Source organism: Streptomyces subrutilus (assembly GCF_001746425.1).
In the GTDB taxonomy this organism is placed as follows: Bacteria; Actinomycetota; Actinomycetes; order Streptomycetales; family Streptomycetaceae; genus Streptomyces; species Streptomyces subrutilus_A.
Window position 1 is genome coordinate 4,151,776 of the sequence record NZ_MEHK01000001.1, and the last position, 23,333, is coordinate 4,175,108.

General features: G+C 71.4%; 26 protein-coding genes and 1 riboswitch. Of the genes, 15 read left to right on the forward strand and 11 right to left on the reverse strand.

The window, feature by feature from the left end; genetic code table 11:
- Window positions 1-22: 22 nt before the first annotated feature.
- A complete protein-coding gene (locus tag BGK67_RS19720) occupies window positions 23-598 on the reverse strand; it encodes a TerD family protein (RefSeq protein WP_030387311.1) in 576 nt (191 codons plus the stop codon).
- Window positions 599-755: 157 nt separating this feature from the next.
- Between BGK67_RS19720 and arfB the strand changes: the two genes are divergently transcribed.
- On the forward strand, window positions 756-1,181 hold the full coding sequence (arfB, locus tag BGK67_RS19725; protein WP_069921318.1) for an alternative ribosome rescue aminoacyl-tRNA hydrolase ArfB: 426 nt from the start codon (window positions 756-758) through the stop codon (window positions 1,179-1,181).
- A gap of 91 nt (window positions 1,182-1,272) precedes the next feature.
- Here arfB and BGK67_RS19730 read toward each other — a convergent pair whose 3' ends face one another.
- Window positions 1,273-1,758, reverse strand: a complete 486-nt coding sequence (locus BGK67_RS19730) for a flavin reductase family protein (RefSeq protein ID WP_244291487.1) — start codon at window positions 1,756-1,758, stop codon at window positions 1,273-1,275.
- A gap of 423 nt (window positions 1,759-2,181) precedes the next feature.
- Between BGK67_RS19730 and cdgB the strand changes: the two genes are divergently transcribed.
- Complete coding sequence (gene cdgB / locus BGK67_RS19735; protein ID WP_069921320.1) at window positions 2,182-3,921, forward strand: diguanylate cyclase CdgB; 1,740 nt, start codon at window positions 2,182-2,184, stop codon at window positions 3,919-3,921.
- A 68-nt stretch (window positions 3,922-3,989) separates the two neighbouring features.
- Window positions 3,990-5,018, forward strand: a complete 1,029-nt coding sequence (locus BGK67_RS19740; protein WP_069921321.1) for a CBM35 domain-containing protein — start codon at window positions 3,990-3,992, stop codon at window positions 5,016-5,018.
- Between the two features lie 19 nt (window positions 5,019-5,037).
- Here BGK67_RS19740 and BGK67_RS19745 read toward each other — a convergent pair whose 3' ends face one another.
- From BGK67_RS19745 to BGK67_RS19755, 3 genes are all read right to left on the reverse strand, one after another.
- Window positions 5,038-5,961: a 1-phosphofructokinase family hexose kinase gene (locus tag BGK67_RS19745; RefSeq protein WP_069921322.1), complete on the reverse strand. Its 924-nt coding sequence runs from the start codon at window positions 5,959-5,961 to the stop codon at window positions 5,038-5,040.
- A gap of 100 nt (window positions 5,962-6,061) precedes the next feature.
- Window positions 6,062-7,225, reverse strand: a complete 1,164-nt coding sequence (gene nagA / locus BGK67_RS19750; protein ID WP_069921323.1) for an N-acetylglucosamine-6-phosphate deacetylase — start codon at window positions 7,223-7,225, stop codon at window positions 6,062-6,064.
- Window positions 7,225-8,157: an ROK family protein gene (locus BGK67_RS19755; RefSeq protein ID WP_069921324.1), complete on the reverse strand. Its 933-nt coding sequence runs from the start codon at window positions 8,155-8,157 to the stop codon at window positions 7,225-7,227. Before BGK67_RS19755 ends, nagA begins: the two co-directional genes overlap by 1 nt.
- A gap of 166 nt (window positions 8,158-8,323) precedes the next feature.
- Between BGK67_RS19755 and BGK67_RS19760 the strand changes: the two genes are divergently transcribed.
- The 3 genes from BGK67_RS19760 to otsB all read left to right on the forward strand — a co-directional run bounded on the left by BGK67_RS19760 (window position 8,324) and on the right by otsB (window position 10,925).
- On the forward strand, window positions 8,324-9,628 hold the full coding sequence (locus BGK67_RS19760; protein ID WP_069921325.1) for an extracellular solute-binding protein: 1,305 nt from the start codon (window positions 8,324-8,326) through the stop codon (window positions 9,626-9,628).
- Window positions 9,629-9,719: 91 nt separating this feature from the next.
- The gene (locus tag BGK67_RS19765; RefSeq protein ID WP_069921326.1) at window positions 9,720-9,956 is read left to right on the forward strand and encodes a DUF3263 domain-containing protein; all 237 of its coding nucleotides are present in this window, start codon (window positions 9,720-9,722) and stop codon (window positions 9,954-9,956) included.
- Window positions 9,957-10,076: 120 nt separating this feature from the next.
- A complete protein-coding gene (gene otsB / locus BGK67_RS19770; RefSeq protein WP_069921327.1) occupies window positions 10,077-10,925 on the forward strand; it encodes a trehalose-phosphatase in 849 nt (282 codons plus the stop codon).
- 151 nt (window positions 10,926-11,076) lie between these two features.
- Here otsB and BGK67_RS19775 read toward each other — a convergent pair whose 3' ends face one another.
- Complete coding sequence (locus tag BGK67_RS19775) at window positions 11,077-12,432, reverse strand: alpha,alpha-trehalose-phosphate synthase (UDP-forming) (RefSeq protein ID WP_069921328.1); 1,356 nt, start codon at window positions 12,430-12,432, stop codon at window positions 11,077-11,079.
- Window positions 12,433-12,478: 46 nt separating this feature from the next.
- Window positions 12,479-13,429 carry a glucosyl-3-phosphoglycerate synthase gene (locus BGK67_RS19780; protein WP_069921329.1) on the reverse strand — a complete coding sequence of 317 codons (951 nt, stop codon included), beginning with the start codon at window positions 13,427-13,429 and terminating at the stop codon, window positions 12,479-12,481.
- A gap of 196 nt (window positions 13,430-13,625) precedes the next feature.
- A riboswitch (SAM riboswitch) is annotated at window positions 13,626-13,777 on the forward strand.
- A 17-nt stretch (window positions 13,778-13,794) separates the two neighbouring features.
- On the opposite strand from BGK67_RS19780, the gene thrC reads away from it, so the two are divergent.
- From thrC to groL, 4 genes are all read left to right on the forward strand, one after another.
- Window positions 13,795-15,069, forward strand: a complete 1,275-nt coding sequence (gene thrC, locus BGK67_RS19785; protein ID WP_208948719.1) for a threonine synthase — start codon at window positions 13,795-13,797, stop codon at window positions 15,067-15,069.
- A gap of 34 nt (window positions 15,070-15,103) precedes the next feature.
- Window positions 15,104-15,379: a MoaD/ThiS family protein gene (locus BGK67_RS19790; protein ID WP_069921330.1), complete on the forward strand. Its 276-nt coding sequence runs from the start codon at window positions 15,104-15,106 to the stop codon at window positions 15,377-15,379.
- Window positions 15,380-15,762: 383 nt separating this feature from the next.
- Window positions 15,763-15,969 (forward strand): cold-shock protein, encoded by a 207-nt coding sequence (locus BGK67_RS19795; RefSeq protein WP_030009783.1) that lies wholly within the window; start codon window positions 15,763-15,765, stop codon window positions 15,967-15,969.
- Between the two features lie 302 nt (window positions 15,970-16,271).
- Window positions 16,272-17,894, forward strand: a complete 1,623-nt coding sequence (groL, locus tag BGK67_RS19800) for a chaperonin GroEL (RefSeq protein ID WP_069921331.1) — start codon at window positions 16,272-16,274, stop codon at window positions 17,892-17,894.
- Window positions 17,895-17,992: 98 nt separating this feature from the next.
- Here the strand turns inward: groL and BGK67_RS19805 are convergent, their stop codons facing one another.
- Complete coding sequence (locus BGK67_RS19805) at window positions 17,993-18,418, reverse strand: GNAT family N-acetyltransferase (protein WP_069921332.1); 426 nt, start codon at window positions 18,416-18,418, stop codon at window positions 17,993-17,995.
- Between the two features lie 27 nt (window positions 18,419-18,445).
- Between BGK67_RS19805 and BGK67_RS19810 the strand changes: the two genes are divergently transcribed.
- A complete protein-coding gene (locus tag BGK67_RS19810; protein WP_069921333.1) occupies window positions 18,446-19,063 on the forward strand; it encodes a phosphoribosylanthranilate isomerase in 618 nt (205 codons plus the stop codon).
- Between the two features lie 69 nt (window positions 19,064-19,132).
- A complete protein-coding gene (locus tag BGK67_RS19815; protein WP_244291268.1) occupies window positions 19,133-19,876 on the forward strand; it encodes a LamG domain-containing protein in 744 nt (247 codons plus the stop codon).
- Here BGK67_RS19815 and BGK67_RS19820 read toward each other — a convergent pair.
- The gene (locus BGK67_RS19820) at window positions 19,873-20,136 is read right to left on the reverse strand and encodes a helix-turn-helix domain-containing protein (protein ID WP_079154279.1); all 264 of its coding nucleotides are present in this window, start codon (window positions 20,134-20,136) and stop codon (window positions 19,873-19,875) included. The genes BGK67_RS19815 and BGK67_RS19820 overlap by 4 nt on opposite strands.
- 115 nt (window positions 20,137-20,251) lie before the next feature.
- Between BGK67_RS19820 and BGK67_RS19825 the strand changes: the two genes are divergently transcribed.
- Together BGK67_RS19825 and BGK67_RS19830 are read left to right on the forward strand one after the other, a co-directional pair.
- Window positions 20,252-20,470, forward strand: coding sequence for a hypothetical protein (locus BGK67_RS19825; protein WP_069921335.1), 219 nt, complete (start codon window positions 20,252-20,254; stop codon window positions 20,468-20,470).
- Between the two features lie 370 nt (window positions 20,471-20,840).
- Window positions 20,841-21,122: a hypothetical protein gene (locus BGK67_RS19830; RefSeq protein WP_244291269.1), complete on the forward strand. Its 282-nt coding sequence runs from the start codon at window positions 20,841-20,843 to the stop codon at window positions 21,120-21,122.
- 3 nt (window positions 21,123-21,125) lie between these two features.
- Here the strand turns inward: BGK67_RS19830 and BGK67_RS19835 are convergent, their stop codons facing one another.
- Window positions 21,126-21,329 carry a hypothetical protein gene (locus BGK67_RS19835; protein WP_069921336.1) on the reverse strand — a complete coding sequence of 68 codons (204 nt, stop codon included), beginning with the start codon at window positions 21,327-21,329 and terminating at the stop codon, window positions 21,126-21,128.
- A gap of 141 nt (window positions 21,330-21,470) precedes the next feature.
- On the opposite strand from BGK67_RS19835, the gene BGK67_RS19840 reads away from it, so the two are divergent.
- Window positions 21,471-22,898, forward strand: coding sequence for a hypothetical protein (locus BGK67_RS19840; RefSeq protein WP_069921337.1), 1,428 nt, complete (start codon window positions 21,471-21,473; stop codon window positions 22,896-22,898).
- Here BGK67_RS19840 and BGK67_RS19845 read toward each other — a convergent pair.
- The gene (locus BGK67_RS19845; RefSeq protein ID WP_069921338.1) at window positions 22,882-23,316 is read right to left on the reverse strand and encodes a GNAT family N-acetyltransferase; all 435 of its coding nucleotides are present in this window, start codon (window positions 23,314-23,316) and stop codon (window positions 22,882-22,884) included. The two genes, BGK67_RS19840 and BGK67_RS19845, sit on opposite strands and share 17 nt — an antisense overlap.
- Between the last annotated feature and the right edge of the window lie 17 nt (window positions 23,317-23,333).

The window sequence follows — 23,333 nt, forward strand, 5'->3', positions numbered from 1 at the left end:
ATCCGCCGGTCTCAGGACGTCATCAGACGTTGACGCCGAAGTCCTGCGCGATGCCGGTGAGGCCGGAGGCGTAGCCCTGGCCGACCGCGCGGAACTTCCACTCGGCGCCGCTGCGGTACAGCTCGCCGAAGACCATGGCGGTCTCGGTCGCCGCGTCCTCGGAGAGGTCGTAGCGGGCGATCTCGGCGCCGCCGGCCTGATTCACGACGCGGATGTACGCGTTGCGGACCTGGCCGAAGTTCTGGCTGCGGGCCTCGGCGTCGTAGATGGAGACCGGGAAGACGATCTTGTCCACGTCGGCGGGGAGGCCGGCGAGGTTGACGTTGATGGCCTCGTCGTCGCCCGCGCCCTCGCCGGTGCGGTTGTCACCGGTGTGGACGATGGTCTGGTCCGGGGTGGACTTGTTGTTGAAGAAGACGAAGTGGCCGTCCGAGACGACCTTGCCGGTCGGGTTGACCGCGATGGCCGAGGCGTCGAGGTCGAAGTCGACGCCGGTGGTCGTACGGACGTCCCAGCCGAGGCCGACCGTGACGGCAGCGAGGCCCGGGGCCTCCTTCGTGAGCGAGACGTTGCCGCCCTTGGACAGGCTGACAGCCATGGGATTGTCCCTTTCCTCATCCGACATGTGCGTACGGCGGTCAAGTTACCGCTCTCCCCTCTAACGCCACGAGAGGGCTGTCGGGTTCCCGGGGTGAAATCCCCGCGGTCTTTTAATGAGGGTGACGCGGCGCGGGCGGGCGCGGATCATAGGGGGCATGCCTGGTCCCTATGTCATCCGCGGTTCGGTCGTGCTCCCCGAGGGCGAGCTCGCCTGGCGTTTTTCGCGGTCCTCGGGACCCGGCGGCCAGCACGTGAACACCTCGGACTCGCGCGTGGAGCTGCTGTTCGACGTGGCGGCGACCAAGGCCCTGCCCGAGGTGTGGAAGGCGCGGGCGCTGGAGCGGCTCGCCGCCCGGCTGGTGGACGGGGTGGTGACCGTACGGGCCTCCGAGCACCGCTCGCAGTTCCGCAACCGGGAGATGGCGCTGGTGCGGCTGGCTTCGCTGCTGGCCGAGGCGACGGCCCCGCCGCCGAAGCCGCGCAGGGCGACGAAGATCCCGCGGGGGATCAACGAGCGGCGGCTCCGCGAGAAGAAGGCGCGGGCCGAGACCAAGCGCGGCCGCACCGGCCGCGACTGGTAGTCCGGGAGTCCGGGAGTCCCGCGGTCCGGCGCTCCGGCAGCCGATCATCCGACGGTCCGCGCGCCGCGGGTGGTCCCCCGGGTCGAGGGCCTCAGGTGCCCAGGTGCCGGTAGCGGCCGCGGAAGTACGTCAGCGGCTGTCCGTCGGGGGAGGGCAGGGCGGCGGTCAGGACGCGGCCGATCACCAGCGTGTGGTCCCCCGCCTCGACGCGGTTCTCCGTACGGCATTCGAGGGTGGCCAGCGCGCCGCTCAGCAGCGGGGCGCCGGAGGCCTCGCCGCGTACGTAGGGGAGGTCGGCGAAGAGCAGCCGGTCACTGATCCGGCCCTTCATGGCGAACCGGCCGGCGATCTGGAGCTGGTGGTCGGCGAGGAGCGAGACCGCCCACAGCGGCTGATCCGCCAGCAGATCGTCCATCCGGGAGCCCTCCCGCAGGCTCACCAGCACCAGGGGCGGGTCCAAGGACACCGACATGAAGGCGGTGGCCGTCATCCCGACGTCCTCGCCGCGCGGGCCGTCCGCCGCCAGAGGGGTCTCGTGCGCGGTGATCAGGCACACGCCCGCCGCCAGCCGGGACATGGCCGCCCGGAACTCTTCGTTGCTCACTCCCTCAGCATGGGGGCTGGAGGGGGGCACGGTGGGGACGGGGGCCGGTACCGGCGCCGGCAGGGGGTTCGCCGCAGGGGTCGTCTTCAGCACGCTCCGAACGCTAATCTCGCCTCCCCGTACGCACATCGGGCGCTGGTCCGAGTGCGTCCCCGCCCCTTGTCCTAGGCCTCGGGCGTATCGTTTGCTCTCGGGAACGGGAGAGGGCGGCGCTCCCCGCTGCCACCGCGCGCCATGGGCTTATATTCATCCCATGTGACTTGAGTCACACAGAGCAAGATTTGTTGACCCTGTGTACCTGCCGCACAGCTCACTGTGATTCAGTGGACGGGACACCGCAACGAAACGCCGATGACAAACCTGGAGTTGCTGTCGAGGTCTCGGGGAGAGCGAGCAATGGAGACCGAGTCGGAGCCGTACGTCCGTCTTGCGACCCTGCGGCAGCTGCACCGGGTGGTGGCCGAGCTCAACACGGCCCGGAGCCTGGCGGACACCCTGCAGACCGTCGTGGACGGCATCGTCGCGGGCCTCGGCTACGAACTCGCCTGTGTCAACCTCGTACGCCCTGACGGGGATCTCGTCGTCGCCGCCTTCGCCGGCGACCCCGCCGCGGAAGCCCTCATCACCGGCCGCGTCGGCTCCCGCGCCTCCTGGGAACGCCGCCTGACGATGGGTGAGAACTGGGACGGGCTCCGCTTCATCCCGCACACCGAGGGCTGGGTCCTCATGGAGGACGACGTCCCCCAGTGGCACACCGACGGCCCCGAACCGCGCTTCGAGGACGAGTGGCACCCCGAGGACCGGCTCTATGCACCCATGTACGCGTCCGGCGGGGAACTTCTGGGTGTCATTTCGGTGGACAGACCGCGCAACGGGCGCCGCCCCGGCGCCTGGGGGCGCGAGGCGCTCCAGATGTACGCCTTCCAGGCGGCCATTGCGATCAGCAACGCCAGGCTCCGCGCGAACATGCAGCGGGCCCTGGTCCGCCTCGAGCGCGAGCAGCAGGCGCTGCGCGCCAGCGAGGAGTCCTTCCGGCAGGCCTTCGAGTACGCGCCCAGCGGCATGGCCATCGCCGAGATGGGCGGGGACCAGCACGGCCGGCTGCTGCGGACCAACGACGCGTTGTGCCGGCTGCTGGGCCGCCCGGCCTCCGTCCTGCGCCGCTACTCCTTCTCCGACCTGGTCCACCCCGAGGACATCGGGACCCTGCTGCGGACCTCCGCCGAAGGCGGGCGCGCCGAGCTGCGCCTGGGCCGGCGCGACGGCACGTACGTATGGGTCTCGCTGCGCAACTCCGTGGTCGCCGACGCCGCCGACGGGCCGCGGTTCCTGCTCACGCACGTCGAGGACATCGAGGAGCGCAAGCGCCACGAGCTCCAGCTCGCCCACCGGGCCAGCCACGACTCGCTGACCGGCCTGCCCAACAGCGCCGAGCTGCGGGCCCGGCTCGGTGCCCGGCTGTGCCGCAGACCCCAGTCCGTACGGGCCACCGCGGTCGAGGCCCTGGACGCGGCCTACGAGGGGCGCGACGCCCACGAGGTGCGGGTGGGGGCGGGCGGTGGCGAGCACGGCTTTCGGCCCGACGGCCCCGGACACGGCTCGGGCTACGGTCCCGGCCCCGACGGGTACGGCGCGCCCGACTCCTACGAGTTCCCCGGCGCCCTGCCCGCGCAGGCGGACGGCCCCTACGACCACCACGTGCACACGGTGGCGCCCGCGAGCGAGGTCGACGACGGGACGAAGGGGCTCGCGGTCCTCTTCTGCGACCTCGACGGCTTCAAGTCGATCAACGACCGGTTCGGGCACCACACGGGTGACGCGGTCCTCATCGAGGTGGCCCGGCGGCTGACGACGGGCGTCAGGGACGGTGACACCGTCGCTCGGCTGGGTGGTGACGAATTCGTCGTCCTCGCCGACGGGCTCGGCGCCGCGGACGCCGCGGATCTCGCCGTGCGGCTGCGCAACGCGATCATCCCGCCGATCCGCGTGGACGGCCGTGCGGTCCGCGTCGGGGCCAGTTTCGGCATCGGCTGGGCCAGCTGCGGCATGTCGGCGGACGAGGTGCTGCGCTCTGCCGACCAGCGCATGTACATCGAGAAGAGGTCCCGCTCCAAGGCCCACCGCCGGGCCGGCTGAGGCGATCGGCCGCCCGTGGGTGCACGTGTTCGGGGTAGGCTCCCGGGGGTCGAAAGGAGTGACCTGCGATGACGACGCCCGCGAACAACGGCCCGCACGGTGGGGCGAACAAGCCCGAGGACGACGATCCGTTCGGCTATCTCTACGCGGACGGCCAGGCCGCCGGAGCCACACCGCCCGGTCAGGGCGGCGGATACGGCTACCCCGGCCCGACGGGCGGCGGTCAGCCGGGAGCACAGCCGGGCGTTCCGCGCACCTCGCACCACCAGGTGCGCACGGTCGGCGACCGCCGCACCGGCGGCCAGCGCGGCCCCGTGCCCCAGCAGCCGGGCCCCGGGCAGCAGCCTCCCTACCAGGCGCAGTACCAGGCCCCGGAAGCACTCCAGGCGGGCGGTTACGGCGTCCCGCCGCAGCAGCAGCCCCCGCAGCACCAGACGCAGACGATCTCCCACTCCGGCGGCCACGGCGGCCACGGCGGCGGCTCCAGCCGCAAGGGCCTGCTGATCGCGGCCGTCGCGGTGGTCGGCGCGGTCGCGATCGGCATCGGCGCGGCCCTGGCCTTCGGCGGCAAGGGCAAGGACAAGACCGGCGACACCGCGGGGACGGGCCAGCAGTCGCCGGCTCCGCAGAACCCGTCCGCCCCGGCCCCGAGCGCCCCGCAGCCCTCCGAGGCCGCGCTCCCGAAGGCCGACTTCGCGGGCGCGGGCATGTCCCTCACGGGCGGCGCGGTACTGCAGAACACCGTGCCGGGTGCGAAGAGCGCCGGCGGCCAGTACGTGGGCGGCCTGAACGCGCTCGGCGCCGCGGCGACGTGGACGCTCGACGTGCCGAAGGCCGGCGGCTACAAGCTGAAGATGACCTACGGGGTGCCGGGCAAGGACGCCAACACCACCCTGACCGTCAACGGCGAGGCGCAGAGCCGTCCGGTCAACATGAAGAACTTCTCCAAGGCCGCCGAAGGCGACTGGGCCAAGGGCTGGACCAACACGTACTCGATCGTGCAGCTCAAGCAGGGCTCGAACACGATCAAGATCTCGTGTGAGGCGGGCAACCAGTGCGACGTCGTCCTGGACCAGCTCTGGCTCGAGAAGGAGTAGGCCCCGGGCCGTCGGCCGTCTAGTCGGCCCGTGTGACCTTCACCGACCCCCGTACCTCCTCGTAGGTGCGGGGGTCGAACTCTCCCGCCGCCGGGGCCGCGACCGTGGCCGCCGACAGGGCCACCGCGCGGGCGAGGCGCTCCGGCCAGTCCAGGCCCTCGGCCAGGGCCGACAGCAGCCCGGCGACGGCGGAGTCGCCGGCCCCGGTGGGGTTGCCGGCCAGGGCGCGTGGCGGGGCGGCCCGCCAGGTGCCCTCGGGAGTGGCGGCCAGCAGGCCGTCCGGGCCGAGCGAGGTGACCACGGCGTGGGCGCCCCGGCGGCGGGCGTCGCGGGTGGCGGGCAGCGGCTCGCGCGATCCGGTCAGCTCGGCGAGCTCGGCGGCGTTCGGCTTGATGATCTCCGGGCGGGCGGCGACCCCGCGGCGCAGGGCCTCGCCGCTGGTGTCCAGCAGGACCGGGACCCCGGCCGCGCGCGCGGCCCGTACGAGCACCGCGTACGCACCCACCGGCACGCCGGGCGGCAGGCTGCCGCACAGGGCCACGGCGCGGGTCCCGGCCGCCAGGAGCTCCTCGTACCGCTCCAGGAAGCGGGCCCACTCCGCGGCCGTGATCAGCGGGCCCGGCTCGTTGAACTGCGTGGTGTCGCCGGAGGCCTCGTCGACCACGGCGACGGTGCGGCGGGTGGTGCCCGCGCAGGGGACCAGCGCGTCCACCACGCCGGGGGAGCACGCGAGCAGTTCCCCCACGACGGCGCCGACCGGCCCGCCCGTGAAGCCCGTCGCGGTCGCCTCGTGGCCGAGGGCGGCGAGCACCCGGGCCACGTTGATCCCCTTGCCGCCGGGGCGCTCCGAGACGTCGGCGACCCGGTGCGAGGCGTGCGGGAGCAGCCGCGGCACGCGGTAGGTGACGTCGAGCGCGGTGTTGAGCGTGACGGTCAGGATCATTGGGCTCCCCCGGGTCTGTTGCTGCCGGGATCATGCCAAAGAGAAAGCGGTCGGCCCAGTCCCGCGGGCCGACCGCTCGCCGTCTACAGCCGGTTGGCCGTCAGACGCCCCGCTGTACGGGCGGGCTGACGACCCATTCGCCGCGCCGCATGACGCCCCGGACGTCGAACTCGGCGTCCAGGACGACGAGGTCGGCGTACTTGCCGGGCTCCAGCGAGCCGATCTCGTCGTAGCACCCGATCAGCTTGGCCGGGTTGGCGGAGATCGCCTGGACCACGGACTCCACCGGCAGCTTGTCGACGGTGACCGAGCGCTTGAAGGCGGTGTCCAGGGTCAGCGTCGAGCCGGCGATGGAGCCGCCCTCGACGAGCCGGGCCACGCCGTCCTTGACCTCGACCTCGAGCGGGCCGAGGTGATAGGTCCCGTCGCCGAAGCCGGCCGCGTCCATCGCGTCGGTGATCAGGGCCACCCGGTGCGCGCCCGCGTGGTGGAAGGCGAGTTCCAGTGCCGCCGGGTGCAGGTGGGTGCCGTCGTTGATCAGCTCGACGGTGATCCGCTCGTCCTCCAGCAGCGCGGCGATCGGGCCGGGTTCGCGGTGGGCCAGGCCCGGCATCGCGTTGAACAGGTGGGTGGCCACGGTGGCGCCCGCGTCGATGGCGGCGCGCGTCTGCTCGTACGTGGCGTCCGTGTGCCCGATCGCGGCGATGACGCCGTGCTCGGCCAGCAGCCGTACGGAGTCCAGGCCGCCCGGGAGTTCGGTGGCGAGGGTGAACATGCGGGCGGCGCCGTGCGCGGCGTCGATCAGCTTGCGGACCTCGGCCGGGTCGGGGTCGCGGAGCAGCTCGGCCTTGTGGGCGCCCTTGCGGCAGGCGTTGATGAAGGGGCCCTCGAAGTGGATGCCCGCGATCTCGCCCTGCTGGGTGAGTTCGGCGAGCAGCCCGGCGCGGCGGGCCAGTTCGTCCAGGTCCCCGGTGACGGTGGAGGCGACAAGGGTGGTGGTGCCGTGCTCGCGGTGGGTGCGGACGCCCTTCAGGACCTCCTCGGCGGTGCCGGAGGTGAACGAGGCGCCGCCGCCGCCGTGGTTGTGCATGTCGACGAAGCCGGGGACGACCCAGTGTCCGGACAGGTCCACGACCCGCGCGCCCTCGGAGGCACGGCCGGAGATGCGGTCGCCGTCGACGATCACCCTGCCGTTGGCCACGGTTCCGGTGGGCAGCACCACCCTGGCGCCGGAGAGAACAGTGCTGTGCGCGCTTCCGGACATCAGGCAGGTACCTCCGTGGCGAGTAGGTCCCAGGCGAGCAGCCCTGCGCCCAGGCATCCGGCGGTGTCCCCGAGGGCCGCCGGCACGATGTGGGGCAGCCGCTGGAACGTCACGCGCTCCTCGACGGCCGCCCGTAGGGGTGTGAACAAGGTTTCCCCCGCCTCCGCCAGCCCGCCACCGATGATCAGAGTGCGCGGGTCCAGCAGGGTGATCGCGGTGACCAGGCCGTCCGCGAGGGCGCCGACGGCGGCCAGCCACACCTCGCGGGCGCGCGCGTCACCGGATTCGACGGCCTTGGCGCAGTGGGCGGCGTCGGCCTCGGGATCTGCGCTGGCGGCGGCCCAGGCGCGGGAGACGGCGGAGGCGGAGGCGAGCGTCTCCAGGCAGCCGTACTGGCCGCAGCCGCAGGCGGGGCCGCCGGGGCGGACCACGATGTGGCCGATCTCGCCCGCGTAGCCGTGGGCCCCGGCCTCGATCACGCCGGCGATGCCGATGGCCCCGGCGATGCCGGTGCCCAGCGGCACGAACAGGAAGCGGTCGGCGCCCCGGCCCGCGCCGATGCGGCCCTCGGCGAGGCCGCCCGTGCGCACGTCGTGGCCCAGGGCCACCGGGATGCCGCCGAGCCGGCTGCTGAGGAGGTCCCGCATCGGTACGTCGCGCCAGCCCAGGTTGGCCGCGTAGACGGCGATCCCGTTGTCGGAGTCGACGATGCCGGGCACGGCGACGCCGGCCGCCGAGGCGGCCTGTCCGCAGCGCTCCCGGCCGATGGCGAGCAGCTCGGCGGCGAAGTCCTGGATCGTCTCGACGACGGCGTCGGCGCCCCGCTCGCGGCCGGTGGCGCGGCGCGCCTCGTGGAGCAGGGTGCCGTCGGCGGCGACCAGGGCGGCCTTCATCCCGGTGCCGCCCACATCCAGGGCGATGACGTGTTTCACGGGTTTCACAGGGGACAGTCTCGCGTGCTTCACGGGGAAAGGTCTAGTCCATTGAGAGGGATTGTTGAGTGGCCATACAAATTCGGGACCAAGGATGTGGACCAGCGGCCAAAGTGGTGTAGACCTTACGTGGATCGTACGTACAACTAGGGGTGGAACGAGAACTGTGAACCGCCGATACCTGCGCCTGGCCGCGTCCGGCGCCGCACTGTGCCTGACGGCCGCGACACTGACCGGCTGCGGCGCCGTCGACGGACTCACCGGGGACAACGAGGTGACCCTGCGGGTCGTGGCGGCCGAGTACGGGGACAATCCGCAGAACTCGTCGGCCGCCTACTGGAAGACCGTCGCCGAGGACTTCGAGAAGACCAACCCGGGGATCGACGTCGAGGTCAGCGTCTACTCCTGGTCCGAGGTCGACGCCAAGGTCGCCGAGATGGTCAAGGCGGGCAAGGCTCCCGACATCGCGCAGATCGGGGCCTACGCCGACTACGCGGAGGCGGGCAAGCTCTACACGGCGGACGAGCTGCTCTCCGTCAAGACCGAGGCGGACTTCCTCGGGCCGCTCGCCGACGCGGGCAAGGTCAAGCGGATCCAGTACGGCCTGCCCTTCGTGGCCAGCACCCGGCTGCTCTTCTACAACGAGAAGCTGCTGGCCGACGCCGGGGTCATCCCCAAGGACGCCAAGAACGGCTGGCAGCCCAAGAGCTGGGCAGAGCTGGAGGCGGCCGCGAAGAAGCTCAAGGGCGCGGGCGTCCCCACCCCCTTCGCGCTGCCGCTGGGCCGCGAGGAGGCCCAGGCCGAGACGATGATGTGGATGCTGGCGGGCGGCGGCGGCTACACCGACAACGAAGAGCAGTACTCGATCGACTCTCCCGAGAACGTCAAGGCGCTGGAGTTCCTCCGGGACAAGATGGTCGGCCAGGGCCTGACCGGGTCCGTCCAACCGGGCAAGCTGGACCGGCAGGCCGCCTTCGACGCCTTCACGCGGGGCGAGGTCGGCATGCTCAACGGGCACCCCACGCTGATCAAGCAGGCGGCCGGCAAGGGTGTGAAGTTCGGCATGGTCACCATGCCCACCGCCGACGGCACCGAGCACTCGGCGATGGGCGTCGCCGACTGGGTGATGGCCTTCAAGAACGGCCACCGCAAGGAGTCCGGGAAGTTCCTGGACCACCTCTACGAGGCGAAGAACGTGTCCGCCTTCACCTCCATGTACGACCTGCTCCCGGTCACCACCACCGGCTACCGGGCCGCGCAGGCCGGCTCCGCGGGCGGCAACGCCCCGCAGCTGAAGACCTTCCTGGACGCCCTGCCGTCCTCGCGGCTCTACCCCGTGGGCAAGAAGTCCTGGGCGGGCGTCAGCGAGGACATCAAGCAGAACATCGGCAAGGCCGTCGAGCCGGGCGGGCAGCCGGTGAAGGTGCTGGAAGAGATCGCGACGAAGGCGCGGGCGGCCGACCCGCGCTGAGCGGGGGCGGCCGGGGGCGGCCCGGGGCCGCGCCGGGGCGGTGTCGGGGGCGGGCCGGGACGGTGTCGGCGGGCGGCGTTAATCTGGCGGTATGACGGACGACGGGCGGCTGACGGCCACGGAGGCCGCGGTGCTCGCGTACGAGGGACGCACCTGGCCCGGGCCCGGGGCCAAGGAGCGGGCGATACGGGAAGGGCTGGGGATGACCCCGGTCCGCTACTACCAGCTGCTCAACGTGCTGATGGACGATCCCCGCGCGCTGGCCCACGCCCCGGGCACGGTCAACCGCCTGCGCCGCATCCGCGAGGCCCAGCGGGCCAGGCGCTAGCCGGGCCCCGCCCCCGCCCGAACCGCGCCGCCCGAACCGCGCCGCCCGAACCGCGCCGCCCGGACGGCGCCGTGGTGCGCGCCATAGCCGTCGCCCGGCGGGCCCGTTAGGGTCGTCCGTATGGGGAGCCAGCCGCACGATTTGCCGATGCCCGTCACCGCAGCCGGACGCGAGGGCCTGGAAGCCCTGCTCCGGGCACCCCGCCGTTCCGTGGTCGCGCTGGACTTCGACGGCACGCTTGCCGAGATCGTCCCCGACCCGGACCAGGCACGGGCCCATCCCGGAGCCGTACCCGCCCTGGCCGCGCTGGCCCCCGAGGTGGCCTCCGTCGCCGTGATCACCGGCCGGCCGGCGGGCGTCGCCGTCCGCTACGGGGGCTTCGCCGGGGTCCCCGGACTGGAACACCTCGTCGTCCTCGGCCACTACGGGGCCGAGCGCTGGGACGCCGTCAGCGGGATCGTGCACGCGCCCGCCGAGCATCCCGGGGTGGCGGCGGTCCGGGCCGAACTGCCCGGCTTCCTGGACTCCATCGGAGCCTGGCAGGGCACCTGGATCGAGGAGAAGGGCCGGGCGCTGGCCGTGCACACGCGGCGCGCCGCGGACCCGGAGGCGGCCTTCGCGGCCCTGCGCGAACCGCTGGCCGAGCTGGCGGCGCGGCACGGGCTGATGGTGGAACCGGGCCGGGCGGTCCTGGAGCTGCGGCCGCCGGGCATGGACAAGGGCGTCGCCCTCACGGAGTTCCTGGCGGAGACGGGCGCGGAGGCGGTGCTGTACGCCGGCGACGACCTGGGCGACCTGGCCGCGTACTCGGCCGTCGAGAAGCGGCGGGCCGACGGGTTGCCGGGGCTGCTGGTGTGCAGTGGCTCCGCGGAGGTGCCGGAGCTTGAGTCCCGCGCCGACCTGGTACTGCCCGGACCTGGCGCGGTCGTCGCCTTCCTCGCCGCCCTGGCCGCAGCCGCCACCCGCTGACCGCCGGCCCCGCCCCCCGACCCCCGCGCCTCAAACGCCGGGCACAATCCAGCCCCGCCGGCGTTTGAGGCGCGGGGTCTGGGGCGGAGCCCCAGGGGCTCGGCCGGAGCCGGGGGGTCCGCAGGCGGAGCCGGAGAGGCCGGACCGCAGGTCAGGCGCGCAGGGCTGAGAGCTGGGCTTCGAACCAGGCCGTCGGGGGGAGGGCCGTCGCCGCCGCGGCCAGGCGCTTGGTGCGTTCCGCGCGCTCCGGATCCGGCATGGCCAGCGCAGCGTGCAGCGCGGAGGCCGTCTCCGTGACGTCGTACGGGTTCACCGTCAGCGCGTCACCCCGCAGCTCCTCGTACGCCCCCGCCCCCCGCGACAGCACCAGCGCGCACCCCGCCTCCGACACCACCGGGATCTCCTTCGCCACCAGGTTCATCCCGTCCCGCACGGGGTTCACCAGTGCCACGTCCGCCATCCGGTAGGCCGCCAGCGACCGCGCGAAGTCGTCCTGCACGGACACCAGCACCGGCTGCCAGTCCGCCGTCCCGAACTCCTCGTTGACCTCCATCGCCAGCTCCCGCACGGCCTGCGTGTAGTCCCGGTACACCTTCAGGTCCTGCCGCGACGGGTAGGCGGACGCCAGGTGCACCACCCGGCCCCGCCACTCGGGGTGCGCCGTCAGCAGCTCCCGGTACGCCAGCAGGCCCCGCAGGATGTTCTTCGACAGTTCCGTCCGGTCCACCCGGACGATCGCCTTGCGGTCCCCGACCTCCGCCCGCAGCCCCGCCAGCTTGTCGTCCACCTCCGGCCGGTGCGCGAGCGACCGCAGCTCGTCCGCGTCCACGCCCAGCGGGAACACCGCCACGTTCCCCCGGCCCGCGCCGTCCAGGAAGGCCGACGCCCAGGCGCCGGTGTGGAAGCCCACCACGTCCGCCCCGAGCATCCCGTCGAGCAGCTGCTCCCGGACGTCGTCCGGGAGCATCGACAGGTACTCCTTCGACGCCCACGGCGTGTGCGTGAAGTGCGCGATCCGCAGGTCCGGCCGCAGGGCGCGCAGCGCGCCCGGGACCAGTGCCAGGTGGTAGTCCTGCACCAGGACGCACGCGCCCTGCGCCGCCTCCTCGGCCAGGGCCTCGGCGAAGGCCTGGTTGTACGCGGCGTACGACGCCCACTGCCGCCGGAACCGCGCGTCGAAGACGGGCTCGCGCGGGACGTCGTACAGGTGGTGGTGGGTGAACCACAGCACCGAGTTCGCGATGCCGTTGTACGCGTCGTCGTACGTCGTGGGATCGATGTCCAGCATCCGGACGCCCGGCTCCGAGACGCCCCGGCGGACCGCCTCCCGGTCCGCGTCCGACAGCGCGGCGCAGATCCACAGCGCGTCCGGCTGGCGCGCGAGCGCCGCGGAGAGGCCGGAGACGAGTCCGCCCCCGCCGCGCCGGGCGCTGAGCGAGCCGTCCGGGTCGAGGGTGTACGAGAGCGGGCCGCGGTTGGCGGCGACGAGTACCTGTGATGCAGCCATGTCGCGAACCTAGCCCGACCGGGCCTCGCGCAAACGTCCGAGGCCGTCAGGCCGCGCGCCGCCGGGCGTACTCCTCGACCTCCCGCATCGGCGGCCGCTCCTCGGTGTCCACCGGGTACGTGCGCGGCACGAAGCCCTCCGGCCCGCGCTCGAACTGCGTCAGCCGCGGCCGTACGAGATGGCCGCGCGAGAGCCGCAGCTGCGCGGTGCGGTAGATCGCGGCGGCCATCCGGCCCAGCGCCTGTCCGTCCTGGTGGCGGTGGTGCCGTACGCCCACGTCCACCTGGGCCAGCGCGTCCAGCCCCACCGTGTGCAGCGCGTCCACCAGCAGGCCCAGCTCGACGCCGTACCCGACCGGGAACGGCAGGCGCTCCAGCAGCGAGCGGCGCACGGCGTACTCCCCGCCCAGCGGCTGGACGAAGCCGGCCAGCTGCGGCCAGTGCAGGTTGAGCAGCGGGCGGGCGACCAGCTCCGTGACCCGGCCCCCCTGGCCCGGCGCGCCATCGAGCGGGCGGTCGTACATGGCCTTGACGAACTGCACGTCCGGCTCGGTCAGCAGCGGTCCCACGATCCCGTGGACGAAGGCGGCCGAGAAGTCCCGCAGGTCGGCGTCGACGAAGCAGACCACGTCCCCGGTGGTGGCCAGCAGGGAGCGCCACAGCACCTCGCCCTTGCCGGGCAGCGCCGGGATCCGCGGCAGGATGTCGTCCCGGTGCACCACCCGCGCACCGGCCTTCGCCGCGACCTCGGCCGTAGCGTCGCTGGAGCCCGAGTCGATCACGACCAGCTCGTCCACCAGCGGGACCGGCAGCCCCTCGATCAGCTCCCGGCGGATCACCTCGACGATCGCGCCGACCGTCGCCTCCTCGTCGAGCGCCGGCAGCACCACGCTGACCGTGGTCCCAGCTGCCCGTTTGCGGTCCAGCAACTGGTCGAGCGGTCGGTCGGCGGCGGACCAGGAGCGGGCGGCCAGCCAGCGCTCCACCTCTTCCAGCACTCTGAGACTCCTCGTCGGTTGGCCTGCGGCTCGGTCGGATTGCCCGAAAAATGATCCATCTCGCGGTTCGGACGCCTGTCTCAACCGCCCGGGCCTTCGGTTACAGTCTTGAACAACGCGCAGGACCGCCGCATGCCGGGGGGCCTCGCGTACAAACGCACCGGCGCGCCACAGAGCGCGTATGCCGGTGCCATACCGCTCATCCAGAGGGGCAGAGGGACACGGCCCGTTGAAGCCCCGGCAACCCTCCAGTCGGTTCTCGCGATGCGACACGCATCGGGCGGGGCCCCGGCTAGGGAAGGTGCCAATTCCGTCTCATGGCGAAGTGCGCCATGGGGAAGATGAGGAGAAAGGGCCTCGCCATCATGGCTGCACAGACTGTTGCCACCTCTGTCGATCTCGGACCTGCCACCGCGCTTTCCTGTCGCGAGTGCGGTACCCGCTTCGAACTCGGACCGATCTTCGCGTGTGCCGAGTGCTTCGGACCTCTCGAAGTCGCCTACGACCTCCCCACCGGCGACCCGGCCGCCCTGCGCGCGGCGATCGAGGCCGGCCCGAACAACATCTGGCGCTACGCGCCGCTCCTGCCGGTCCCCGCGGACGTGGCCTCCAAGCCCAGCCTGAACCCGGGCTTCACCAAGCTCGTGGACGCGGCCAACCTGGCCAAGGAGCTCGGCGTCACCGGCAAGCTCTACGTCAAGGACGACTCCGGCAACCCGACGCACTCCTTCAAGGACCGCGTCGTGGCCATCGCCGTCGAGGCGGCCCGCGCCTTCGGCTTCACCACCCTGTCCTGCTCCTCCACCGGCAACCTGGCCGGCGCCGTCGGCGCCGCAGCCGCCCGGGCCGGCTTCCGCTCCTGCGTGTTCATCCCGCACGACCTGGAGCAGGGCAAGGTCGTCATGGCCGGTGTCTACGGCGGCGACCTCGTCGGCATCGAGGGCAACTACGACGACGTGAACCGCTTCTGCTCCGAGCTCATCGGCGACCCGCTGGGCGAGGGCTGGGGCTTCGTCAACGTCAACCTGCGCCCCTACTACGGCGAGGGCTCCAAGACCCTGGCGTACGAGATCTGCGAGCAGCTCGGCTGGCGGCTGCCCGACCAGATCGTGATCCCGATCGCGTCCGGCTCGCAGCTGACGAAGATCGACAAGGGTCTGCAGGAGCTGATCAGGCTCGGCCTCGTCGAGGACAAGCCGTACAAGATCTTCGGCGCCCAGGCCGAGGGCTGCTCCCCGGTCTCCTCCGCCTTCAAGGCCGGCCACGACGTGGTCCGCCCGCAGAAGCCGAACACCATCGCCAAGTCGCTGGCCATCGGCAACCCGGCGGACGGCCCGTACGTCCTGGACATCGCGCGGCGCACCGGCGGCTTCGTCGAGGACGTCACCGACGAGCAGGTCGTCGAGGCCATCAAGATCCTCGCGCAGACCGAGGGCATCTTCGCCGAGACCGCGGGCGGCGTGACCGTCGGCGTCACGAAGAAGCTCATCGAGAACGGGCAGCTCGACCCGGCGCTGACCACCGTCGTCCTCAACACCGGAGACGGCCTCAAGACCCTGGAGGCGGTCGCCGCGGACAGCGGCCAGACCGCCACCATCCGCCCGAGCCTGGACGCGTTCCGCGCCGCCGGCCTGGTCTGACCCCACTCTGCACTACCGGAAAGGCAGTAGCGCCATGAGCGTCAACGTCCGCATCCCCACCATCCTGCGCACCTACACCGGCGGTCAGGCCGAGGTCCCGGCCGAGGGGGCCACCCTGGCCGAGGTCATCGAGTCCCTGGAGAAGAACCACCCGGGCATCGCCGCGCGCGTCCTGGACGACCAGGGCAAGCTGCGCCGCTTCGTCAACGTCTACGTGAACGACGACGACGTGCGCTTCGAGGGCGGGCTGCAGGCGGCGACGCCGGACGGCGCGGGCGTTTCGATCATCCCGGCCGTCGCCGGAGGCTGACGCGCGAAACCGTAATTACCCCCTCCGTTAATAAGCGGAGGGGGTAATTCTGTTTGATTGCGCGCGGTAGGGTTGGGGAAGTCCCCTCCGCTGCTCTTGCCCGCCGCATATGAACGGGTCGCGTCAGGGTCGACATCGGGTCAATGTGCCAGCGCGGTATGGGGCTTTGGCGAGATATGCCGGGCCCGAGTTGCCCTGGAATATGCCAGATTTTCACTCTATTTCTGTGTTTCCCCGTGTCCAGAATTCTCGTCGGATTGACCTGTTGCAGACAGCACCGGCGCGGATACATTCAGCCTCGGTCGACGCGTTCCGACGCAAAGTGATGACCCGGGACCGCGAAGTGCGTTCCTGCGCAAGGGCCAGTAATAGGGGAGTTAGGCATGGCTCAGGGCACCGTCAAGTGGTTCAACGCGGAGAAGGGCTACGGCTTCATCGCGGTCGACGGTGGTGCGGATGTGTTCGTCCACTACAGCGCCATCCAGATGGACGGGTACCGCACCCTTGAAGAGGGTCAGCGGGTCGAGTTCGAGATCTCGCAGGGCCAGAAGGGTCCGCAGGCGGACATGGTCAAGCTCGCACTCGGATAGTCCCGGCGCGATCGACCGCCCACGCGTACAGGAGGGGCCCACATCCCGGACACGGGATGTGGGCCCCTCGCGTGTCTCCGGCGCGTTCACCGGGGTGTTCCCCCAAGCCGCTTGCACTCGCGGGGGTCGAGTGCTAATCATTGGCGTTAGCACTCTCCAGGTGAGAGTGCTACTGAACAAGGACCGGGTCGGTGAGGCCCGCAGGTTCGGCGGGAAGGAACCGCCGGGCACGCAGGCCGTCCGTCGCGGGCGCGGGCGCGGTCCTGGGAGCAATCCACCGCTGTCCGGGAGGACCACTTCAGATGGCCAAGATCATTGCGTTCGACGAGGAGGCCCGGCGCGGTCTCGAGCGTGGGATGAACCAGCTCGCCGACGCCGTCAAGGTCACCCTTGGCCCCAAGGGTCGCAACGTCGTCCTTGAGAAGAAGTGGGGCGCCCCCACGATCACCAACGATGGTGTCTCCATCGCCAAGGAGATCGAGCTCGAGGACCCGTACGAGAAGATCGGCGCCGAGCTGGTCAAGGAAGTCGCCAAGAAGACGGACGACGTCGCCGGCGACGGTACGACCACCGCCACCGTGCTCGCCCAGGCGCTCGTCCGCGAGGGCCTGCGCAACGTGGCCGCCGGCGCCAACCCGATGGCCCTCAAGCGTGGCATCGAGAAGGCCGTCGAGGCCGTCTCGGGCGCCCTGCTCGAGCAGGCGAAGGATGTCGAGACCAAGGAGCAGATCGCTTCCACGGCCTCCATCTCCGCCGCTGACACCCAGATCGGCGAGCTCATCGCCGAGGCCATGGACAAGGTCGGCAAGGAAGGCGTCATCACCGTCGAGGAGTCGCAGACCTTCGGTCTCGAGCTCGAGCTCACCGAGGGCATGCGCTTCGACAAGGGCTACATCTCGGCGTACTTCGCCACCGACATGGAGCGTATGGAGGCGTCGCTCGACGACCCGTACATCCTGATCGTCAACTCCAAGATCGGCTCGGTCAAGGACCTGCTGCCGCTCCTGGAGAAGGTCATGCAGTCCGGCAAGCCGCTGCTGATCATCGCCGAGGACGTCGAGGGCGAGGCCCTGTCGACCCTGGTCGTCAACAAGATCCGCGGCACCTTCAAGTCCGTCGCCGTCAAGGCCCCGGGCTTCGGCGACCGCCGCAAGGCCATGCTCGGCGACATCGCCATCCTCACCGGTGGCACGGTCATCTCCGAGGAGGTCGGCCTCAAGCTGGAGAACGCCGGTCTCGACCTGCTCGGCCGCGCCCGCAAGGTCGTCATCACCAAGGACGAGACCACGATCGTCGACGGTGCCGGTGACAGCGACCAGGTCCAGGGTCGCGTGAACCAGATCCGCGCCGAGATCGAGAACTCCGACTCGGACTACGACCGCGAGAAGCTCCAGGAGCGCCTCGCGAAGCTGGCCGGCGGCGTGGCCGTCATCAAGGCCGGCGCCGCGACCGAGGTCGAGCTCAAGGAGCGCAAGCACCGCATCGAGGACGCCGTTCGCAACGCGAAGGCGGCCGTCGAGGAGGGCATCGTCGCCGGTGGTGGCGTGGCCCTGCTCCAGGCCTCCGCGGTGTTCGAGAAGCTCGAGCTCACGGGTGACGAGGCGACCGGCGCCAACGCCGTGCGTCTGGCCCTGGAGGCCCCGCTGAAGCAGATCGCCGTCAACGGTGGTCTCGAGGGTGGCGTCGTCGTGGAGAAGGTGCGCAACCTGCAGATCGGCTGGGGCCTGAACGCCGCGACCGGCGAGTACGTGGACATGATCGCCGAGGGCATCATCGACCCGGCGAAGGTCACGCGCTCCGCGCTGCAGAACGCCGCGTCGATCGCCGCGCTGTTCCTGACCACCGAGGCCGTCATCGCCGACAAGCCCGAGAAGGCCGGTGCCCCCGCGGGCGGCGGCATGCCGGGTGGTGACATGGACTTCTGATCGGCCCCGGCTGATCGGCTGTTCTCGAACGAGGGCGGCACTCCCTGCGGGGGGTGCCGCCCTCGGGCGTTTTCCGGAGGCCGGATGGGCGGACGGGGTCAGAGGCGCTTGAGGAAGTACACGTCCTCGTGGCCGCCCGGGAAGCCCGGGACGCGGGCCGTCTCCACATAGCCGTGCCGGGCGTAGAAGGCCGGCGCCTGGAAGGTGAAGGAGGAGACCAGGATGCTCGCGCAGCCCCGGCGGCGCGCCTCCGCCTCCGCCGCGGCCAGCAGCCTGCCGCCCCAGCCGCCGCCCCGGCTGTCCTCCCGTACCCAGGTCATGCCGATGCCCGCCCGGTCGCCCCAGCTCCAGCCGCTGAGTCCGGCGACGAGCGCGCCGTCCGCGTCCGTGATCCGCACGGTGAACTCGGACTGCTCGTGCCCCGGCGTCGCCGCCTGGTTGAAGGCGTCCAGTTCCTTGCTCAGCCGCTCGTCGAGTCCGGCGTCCGGACCGCCAGTGGTGATCTCCACCCCGTTGTCGTTCATCCGGTCATTCTGAGGTTGACTACCGATATGACGGAACCGTTTATCAAGATCTGCGGGCTGCGGACCGCGCACGACGTCGACGTGGCCGTCGGCGCCGGGGCCCACGCCGTCGGGTTCGTCTTCGCCCCCGGCAGCCCCCGCACCGTGGACGCCGCCGCCGCACGCGAGCTGGCCGCCCGGGTGCCGGCCGGAGTGCTCACCGTCGGGGTGTACCGCGGGCAGCCGGTCGGCGAGGTCCGGCGGCTCACCGAGGAGAGCGGCGTGCGCGCCGTACAGCTCCACGGGGACGAGGGGCCGGAGTACTACGAGGAACTGCGCGCCGCCGGGCGGACGCTGGTCCGGGCCACCGCCGCGCACGTCGCGCGCTGCGGGGAGCTGGGCGAGGACCTGCTGCTGCTCGACGCCCCCGACCCGGGCTCCGGCAAGCCGTGGAACTGGGGCTCCGCCGAGTTCACCCCGCCCGAGGGCCGCTGGCTGCTCGCGGGCGGGCTCACCCCCGCCAACGTCCGGGAGGCCCTGGAGGCCACCGGGGCCTGGGGCGTGGACGTCTCCAGCGGGGTGGAGCGGGAGCGCGGGGTGAAGTCCCCCGAGCTGATCCGCGCCTTCATCGACGCGGCACGCGGAACACCCACCACCCCTCGCTGAGCGTGTTCGTATGATTACTCCCTGCGAGAACGCGGGTGTGATCCGGGCCGGCGCGGGCAAAACATCCCTATGGTCACGGACACGCTCGCATGGCTGCGGCGCCTGACGCGCCGCCTCGCCCCGGGCGGTGGGGACGACCGCGGACCGGTACTGCCCGCGCCCCGCCGCACGCCCGTCTTCACCGCCGACTTCTCCTCCGCCACCCAGTGGATCGCGGGCCGCTCCTGGGCCTATCCCGACGGCGGCCCCACCAACCCGCGCGACAACAAACTCGACCACCTCGTCGCCGACCCCGCCTACAGCCGCGGCGGCGTCTTCCGGGCGACGCCCCGCCCCGACGGCAACTGGGACACCGGCCTGCTCACCACCGAGGGCAGCGACGAGGGTTTCGCCCTGCGCACCGGCGACGTGCTGGAGGCGCGGGTCAAACTCCCCGTGGAGGTGGGGGCCTGGCCCGCGATCTGGACCTGGCGGGACGGCGGCCAGGAGATCGACGTCTTCGAGTACCACCCCGACAACCCCGACCTGCTGGAGTTCTCCAACCACGTCCGGCAGGGCCACCGCTACCACCGCGACCCGTCGGTCCGGCCCGGGTCCTGGGTCGACCTCAAGGTCGAGTTCGGCGGGAACTCGGTCGTCTGGTGGGTCAACGGCGCCCGCGTCTACGCCGACCACAAGGGCGTGGGCCGGTCCTGGTGGGCGTACCTGATCGTGAACCTCTCCGTATCGGCGGGCCGCTACCACCCGGCGCCCGGCCCGGACGTGACGGAGATGTCGTACGAGGTCTCCGGGCTGAGGGTGTTCCGGCGCTAGTGCTGTGGCCCGGGGTGGGGCAGGGCCGCGCGCTTCACTCGGCGAACTCCGTCGGTCTTGAGGAGCTCGTCTATCGGCTTGGCGAGTTCGAGCGGGATGCGGCGGGTGCCGGCTTCCATCTGCCCGACGTACGACCCGCTCACGAAGAGCGGTTCGCCGAGCTCCGCCTGACTGAAGCCGACCCGTTCGCGGGCGGCGCGGAGTTCGGCGCCGAGCATGGCGCGGGGTGAGGAGGACGGGTCGAGGTTCTTTCCTGGCATGGCAACTCCCGGTCCAACAGATGCGGTTGCTGGGTGGCCGTTGTTGAAAGGCTAGCGACGGGGTCGCCACTCTGAGTGCAGAAGCTGACCACTCAGAGTAGAAAGGTGACTTGTCATGGTGATGACGGCGAAGGAGCGCCTGCTCGCGGCCGAGGAGGCCGTGCGGCAGTTGAAGGGGGCGCTGGACGGGGTGGGGGTGGTCTTCCCCTCGCTGGGCGCGGAGCAGGTCTCCGCGGCCGGTACGTACGGGCTGCCCCTGGTCGACCTCGGCCGCTGCAACCTGGACACCGCGCTCCGGCTGGCCGCCGTACTCCACGAGCGGGCACGCGCGTGAGCGAGGCGGTCGAGGCCGCGGAGTTCGCCTTCGAACTCGGGTGGAAGCTCCATGCCCTGGAAGCCGCGCCGGTCGGCGGCGGATGGCGGCGCAGGGGTACGGGGCTCTCCGTGCGCGTGCGGCGCGAGCCGGGCTCCGGGCTGTGGACCGCGGTCGGGGACGACGGGGCCCGGCGGCAGACGCGGTCGGTCGGTACGGCGGACGAGGCGACCGCGCTGGTGCACGAGGCCTTCGGGCTGACGGCACGGCCGCTGCCGCCTCCCGCGCCGGGCCGGCAGCGGTTCACGCTGGTCCACCGCCCGGCCGGGGAGCATCCGGAGTTCGACGAGCCGCGCTACGAGGGGCCAAGGCGAGGCCGCCGCAGGGGTGCGTGGTCGAGGACGTCGGCGGGTACGTCGGACTCCGCTGCGAGCGGCCCGGCGCGCAACTGCTGGACGCCGTGGCCGAGACCTGCCGGGAGGTCCGGGCGGAGCACGGGCTGCTCATGTCCGACCTCGGGATCGAGAAGCCGGGGGAATGGGCGCAGGACGGTACGGACGGCTGGGGCGCGGAGATCGTGGGTCAGCTGCTGCTGATGGCCGCCGAGCGCGGTCCGAAGCTCGGCTACAGCGCCGAGGACCTGGTGCGGTTCTTGCGTACCGCGGCCTGCTGACTTTCAGCTCTCGGTGATGAGTTCACCGTCGTGCTCGCCGCCTTTGCAGGTCCACTGGCCGGTGGAGGAGTCGTACTCCACCGTCCCCTCGGCGGCCGTGCACGTCGGTCCGGGGATGGCCGGTACGGCAGCCTGTGCGACGGGGACTGCGGCGCCGAGGGCGGCCAGGACGAGAGCGGCGGTGAACGCGGGGATTCGGGTACGCATGGGAGCTCCTCCGGGAGCGGGTGACACCAACACGTCTCACCACCAGCTTCCCTCTGCGCCGCGGCGGGTGCACGTCGGCAGGGGGGCGCACGCGGGGGCGCGCGAGAGGCGCCGCACGCGGTCAAGCGGCAGGCTGGAGTCATGGCGAAGACGCCGAAGGTAGTGGTGGGGGCGCCTGATGAACGCGGCTTGCGGAAGGTCCTGGTAGACGGGGAGCGCGTGGGCAGGGCCCGATCCCTCAGGGAACTCCGCAGAATCCTGGATCGTGCCGGTGTGGCACCGGGATACGAGATCAGCTATCTCGGTGAGGACAGCACCGTCTGGCCGGACCGGACGTGGTTGCGTCGAGGCACATGCCTGTTCATGGTCGCCGGCCTTGCAGTGACGGCATGGCCGCTGTTCCAGATCGGTTTGTCGGACAGCGGCGATGCGCTTACGTACGGCGGACGAATCGCCGGACTCAGCATCCTTGTCGTGGCCGTGGTGGAGGCGCTGTCCGTCGTGGCTGCCCTGGACTACTGGGACAAGCGGCAGTGGCGTTATTCGGGCGTGCTCGTCCTGGTGGGAGTCGTGATCGCCCTCCTCTGCAGTGTCGCCCTCCTTGTGCTGCAGGTCGGGGAGAGGTTCAGCAATTACACCGTGATCGGGATAGCCCTCGGTATCTGGTCGCTGGTGGCCCTGTTCGTGCTTTTCAAGAGCGAGGCCTGGAAAGGCCTCCGCATTCCCAGGAAGATCGCTATAGGGGTGATCATTTCCACGCTTCTGGCCGGTGCGAACCTGGCGTATGCGCAGATTTATGTTCCCTACGTGACGACGCCGCTGATCCTGACCGGAGCCTCGTTCAAGGAGTCGAACCTGGAGGCCGGGGCGGCCAAGCTCTACGTGACGGTCCATCTGTACGTGAAAAACGCCGGCGAGGTGCCCGTTTATATTCTGGGCAGCTCCTACTGGGTCCGTGGAGAGCCGGCGAGGAGTAAGTCGGTCGACAAGGCTGACAAATCCGAGTTGATCTACGACGGCGAGTTCGTCAGCCCGGACGGTCACGTGCTGAATCCGGGAGAAGAAGTGGCCCAGGATGCGGTCGTTGAGATAAAGAATCCGGATCCGCGCAAGTATGAGGCTCTCACCGCTCAGACCGAGGTGTACGTGATCAGGAAAGACAGAATGAAACTGACCGGGGACTACGAGAAGTCCAGAGTGTCGGGTAAGACGCTGAAGGAATCCTTGACGAAGGATGATCCGGTCAATCCGAAGTACAAATACGTAACCGGGATGTCGAACAGCAGCGAGATCCTGAACGTGACCCGCGGCCCGCAGCGCGTAACGGTGTGGAGGTTGGACCGCCCTATGTGGCCTACGGTCATTGTGGATGTGTCCCCGCCGGACCAGCGGATTGCGTTCAAATCCGACAGGCCGCCTCTGAATCGAAAAGCCATCGAGCGGTACGGTCTTTCGCAGGAACGCGGCTCCATGGCGCAGACGCCCTACCCGGAACTCCTGGAAAGGGCCCGCTCCATAGAGAAGGGCGCGACCCCGCCCCCCATCGCGCCGCCTACCCCGGCGGGGTGACTGCCGCCTCGTGCGCTGGGGCGTCGGTGCGCAGGCGGGCGTGGAGGTGTTCGTCGTGCCAGCCGTCCGCGTGGAGGAGGGCGCCGCGCATGGTGCACTCCAGGGGGTAGCCCGCCTTCGTGGCAACGGCGCAGTCGGCTGCCGGGTCGCCTGTGGCGGGTGCGATCGCCCAGACCACCGCGGCCTCGGCCTGGCGGCGTGCCTCCCAGCGGGCGATGCGGTCCACGGCCTCGGGCTCGGTGAGCTGGCCGGGTCGGTTCCAGTGCCGGATCTCCGGGTCCAGGCAGGCTTCGGCCAGCGCGGGTGCGTCGGACGGGGTCCAGGGGCGCAGCCGCATCCCGCCGGAGAGGGCGAACTCGGGCTGGGGCAAGGTACGGAGGCTGCCCGGCGGGACCACGGGGGCCAGGGGGTCGATCATGAGCCCATCATGCCGGT

Coding starts and splice junctions, on each gene's coding strand:
- BGK67_RS19720 (WP_030387311.1), bottom strand. CDS start 598: ATGGCTGTCAGCCTGTCCAAGGGCGGCAACGTCTCGCTCACGAAGGAG.
- arfB (WP_069921318.1), top strand. CDS start 756: ATGCCTGGTCCCTATGTCATCCGCGGTTCGGTCGTGCTCCCCGAGGGC.
- BGK67_RS19730 (WP_244291487.1), bottom strand. CDS start 1,758: ATGTCCCGGCTGGCGGCGGGCGTGTGCCTGATCACCGCGCACGAGACC.
- cdgB (WP_069921320.1), top strand. CDS start 2,182: ATGGAGACCGAGTCGGAGCCGTACGTCCGTCTTGCGACCCTGCGGCAG.
- BGK67_RS19740 (WP_069921321.1), top strand. CDS start 3,990: ATGACGACGCCCGCGAACAACGGCCCGCACGGTGGGGCGAACAAGCCC.
- BGK67_RS19745 (WP_069921322.1), bottom strand. CDS start 5,961: ATGATCCTGACCGTCACGCTCAACACCGCGCTCGACGTCACCTACCGC.
- nagA (WP_069921323.1), bottom strand. CDS start 7,225: ATGTCCGGAAGCGCGCACAGCACTGTTCTCTCCGGCGCCAGGGTGGTG.
- BGK67_RS19765 (WP_069921326.1), top strand. CDS start 9,720: ATGACGGACGACGGGCGGCTGACGGCCACGGAGGCCGCGGTGCTCGCG.
- otsB (WP_069921327.1), top strand. CDS start 10,077: ATGGGGAGCCAGCCGCACGATTTGCCGATGCCCGTCACCGCAGCCGGA.
- BGK67_RS19775 (WP_069921328.1), bottom strand. CDS start 12,432: ATGGCTGCATCACAGGTACTCGTCGCCGCCAACCGCGGCCCGCTCTCG.
- thrC (WP_208948719.1), top strand. CDS start 13,795: ATGGCTGCACAGACTGTTGCCACCTCTGTCGATCTCGGACCTGCCACC.
- BGK67_RS19790 (WP_069921330.1), top strand. CDS start 15,104: ATGAGCGTCAACGTCCGCATCCCCACCATCCTGCGCACCTACACCGGC.
- BGK67_RS19795 (WP_030009783.1), top strand. CDS start 15,763: ATGGCTCAGGGCACCGTCAAGTGGTTCAACGCGGAGAAGGGCTACGGC.
- groL (WP_069921331.1), top strand. CDS start 16,272: ATGGCCAAGATCATTGCGTTCGACGAGGAGGCCCGGCGCGGTCTCGAG.
- BGK67_RS19805 (WP_069921332.1), bottom strand. CDS start 18,418: ATGAACGACAACGGGGTGGAGATCACCACTGGCGGTCCGGACGCCGGA.
- BGK67_RS19810 (WP_069921333.1), top strand. CDS start 18,446: ATGACGGAACCGTTTATCAAGATCTGCGGGCTGCGGACCGCGCACGAC.
- BGK67_RS19815 (WP_244291268.1), top strand. CDS start 19,133: ATGGTCACGGACACGCTCGCATGGCTGCGGCGCCTGACGCGCCGCCTC.
- BGK67_RS19820 (WP_079154279.1), bottom strand. CDS start 20,136: ATGCCAGGAAAGAACCTCGACCCGTCCTCCTCACCCCGCGCCATGCTC.
- BGK67_RS19825 (WP_069921335.1), top strand. CDS start 20,252: ATGGTGATGACGGCGAAGGAGCGCCTGCTCGCGGCCGAGGAGGCCGTG.
- BGK67_RS19835 (WP_069921336.1), bottom strand. CDS start 21,329: ATGCGTACCCGAATCCCCGCGTTCACCGCCGCTCTCGTCCTGGCCGCC.
- BGK67_RS19840 (WP_069921337.1), top strand. CDS start 21,471: ATGGCGAAGACGCCGAAGGTAGTGGTGGGGGCGCCTGATGAACGCGGC.
- BGK67_RS19845 (WP_069921338.1), bottom strand. CDS start 23,316: ATGATCGACCCCCTGGCCCCCGTGGTCCCGCCGGGCAGCCTCCGTACC.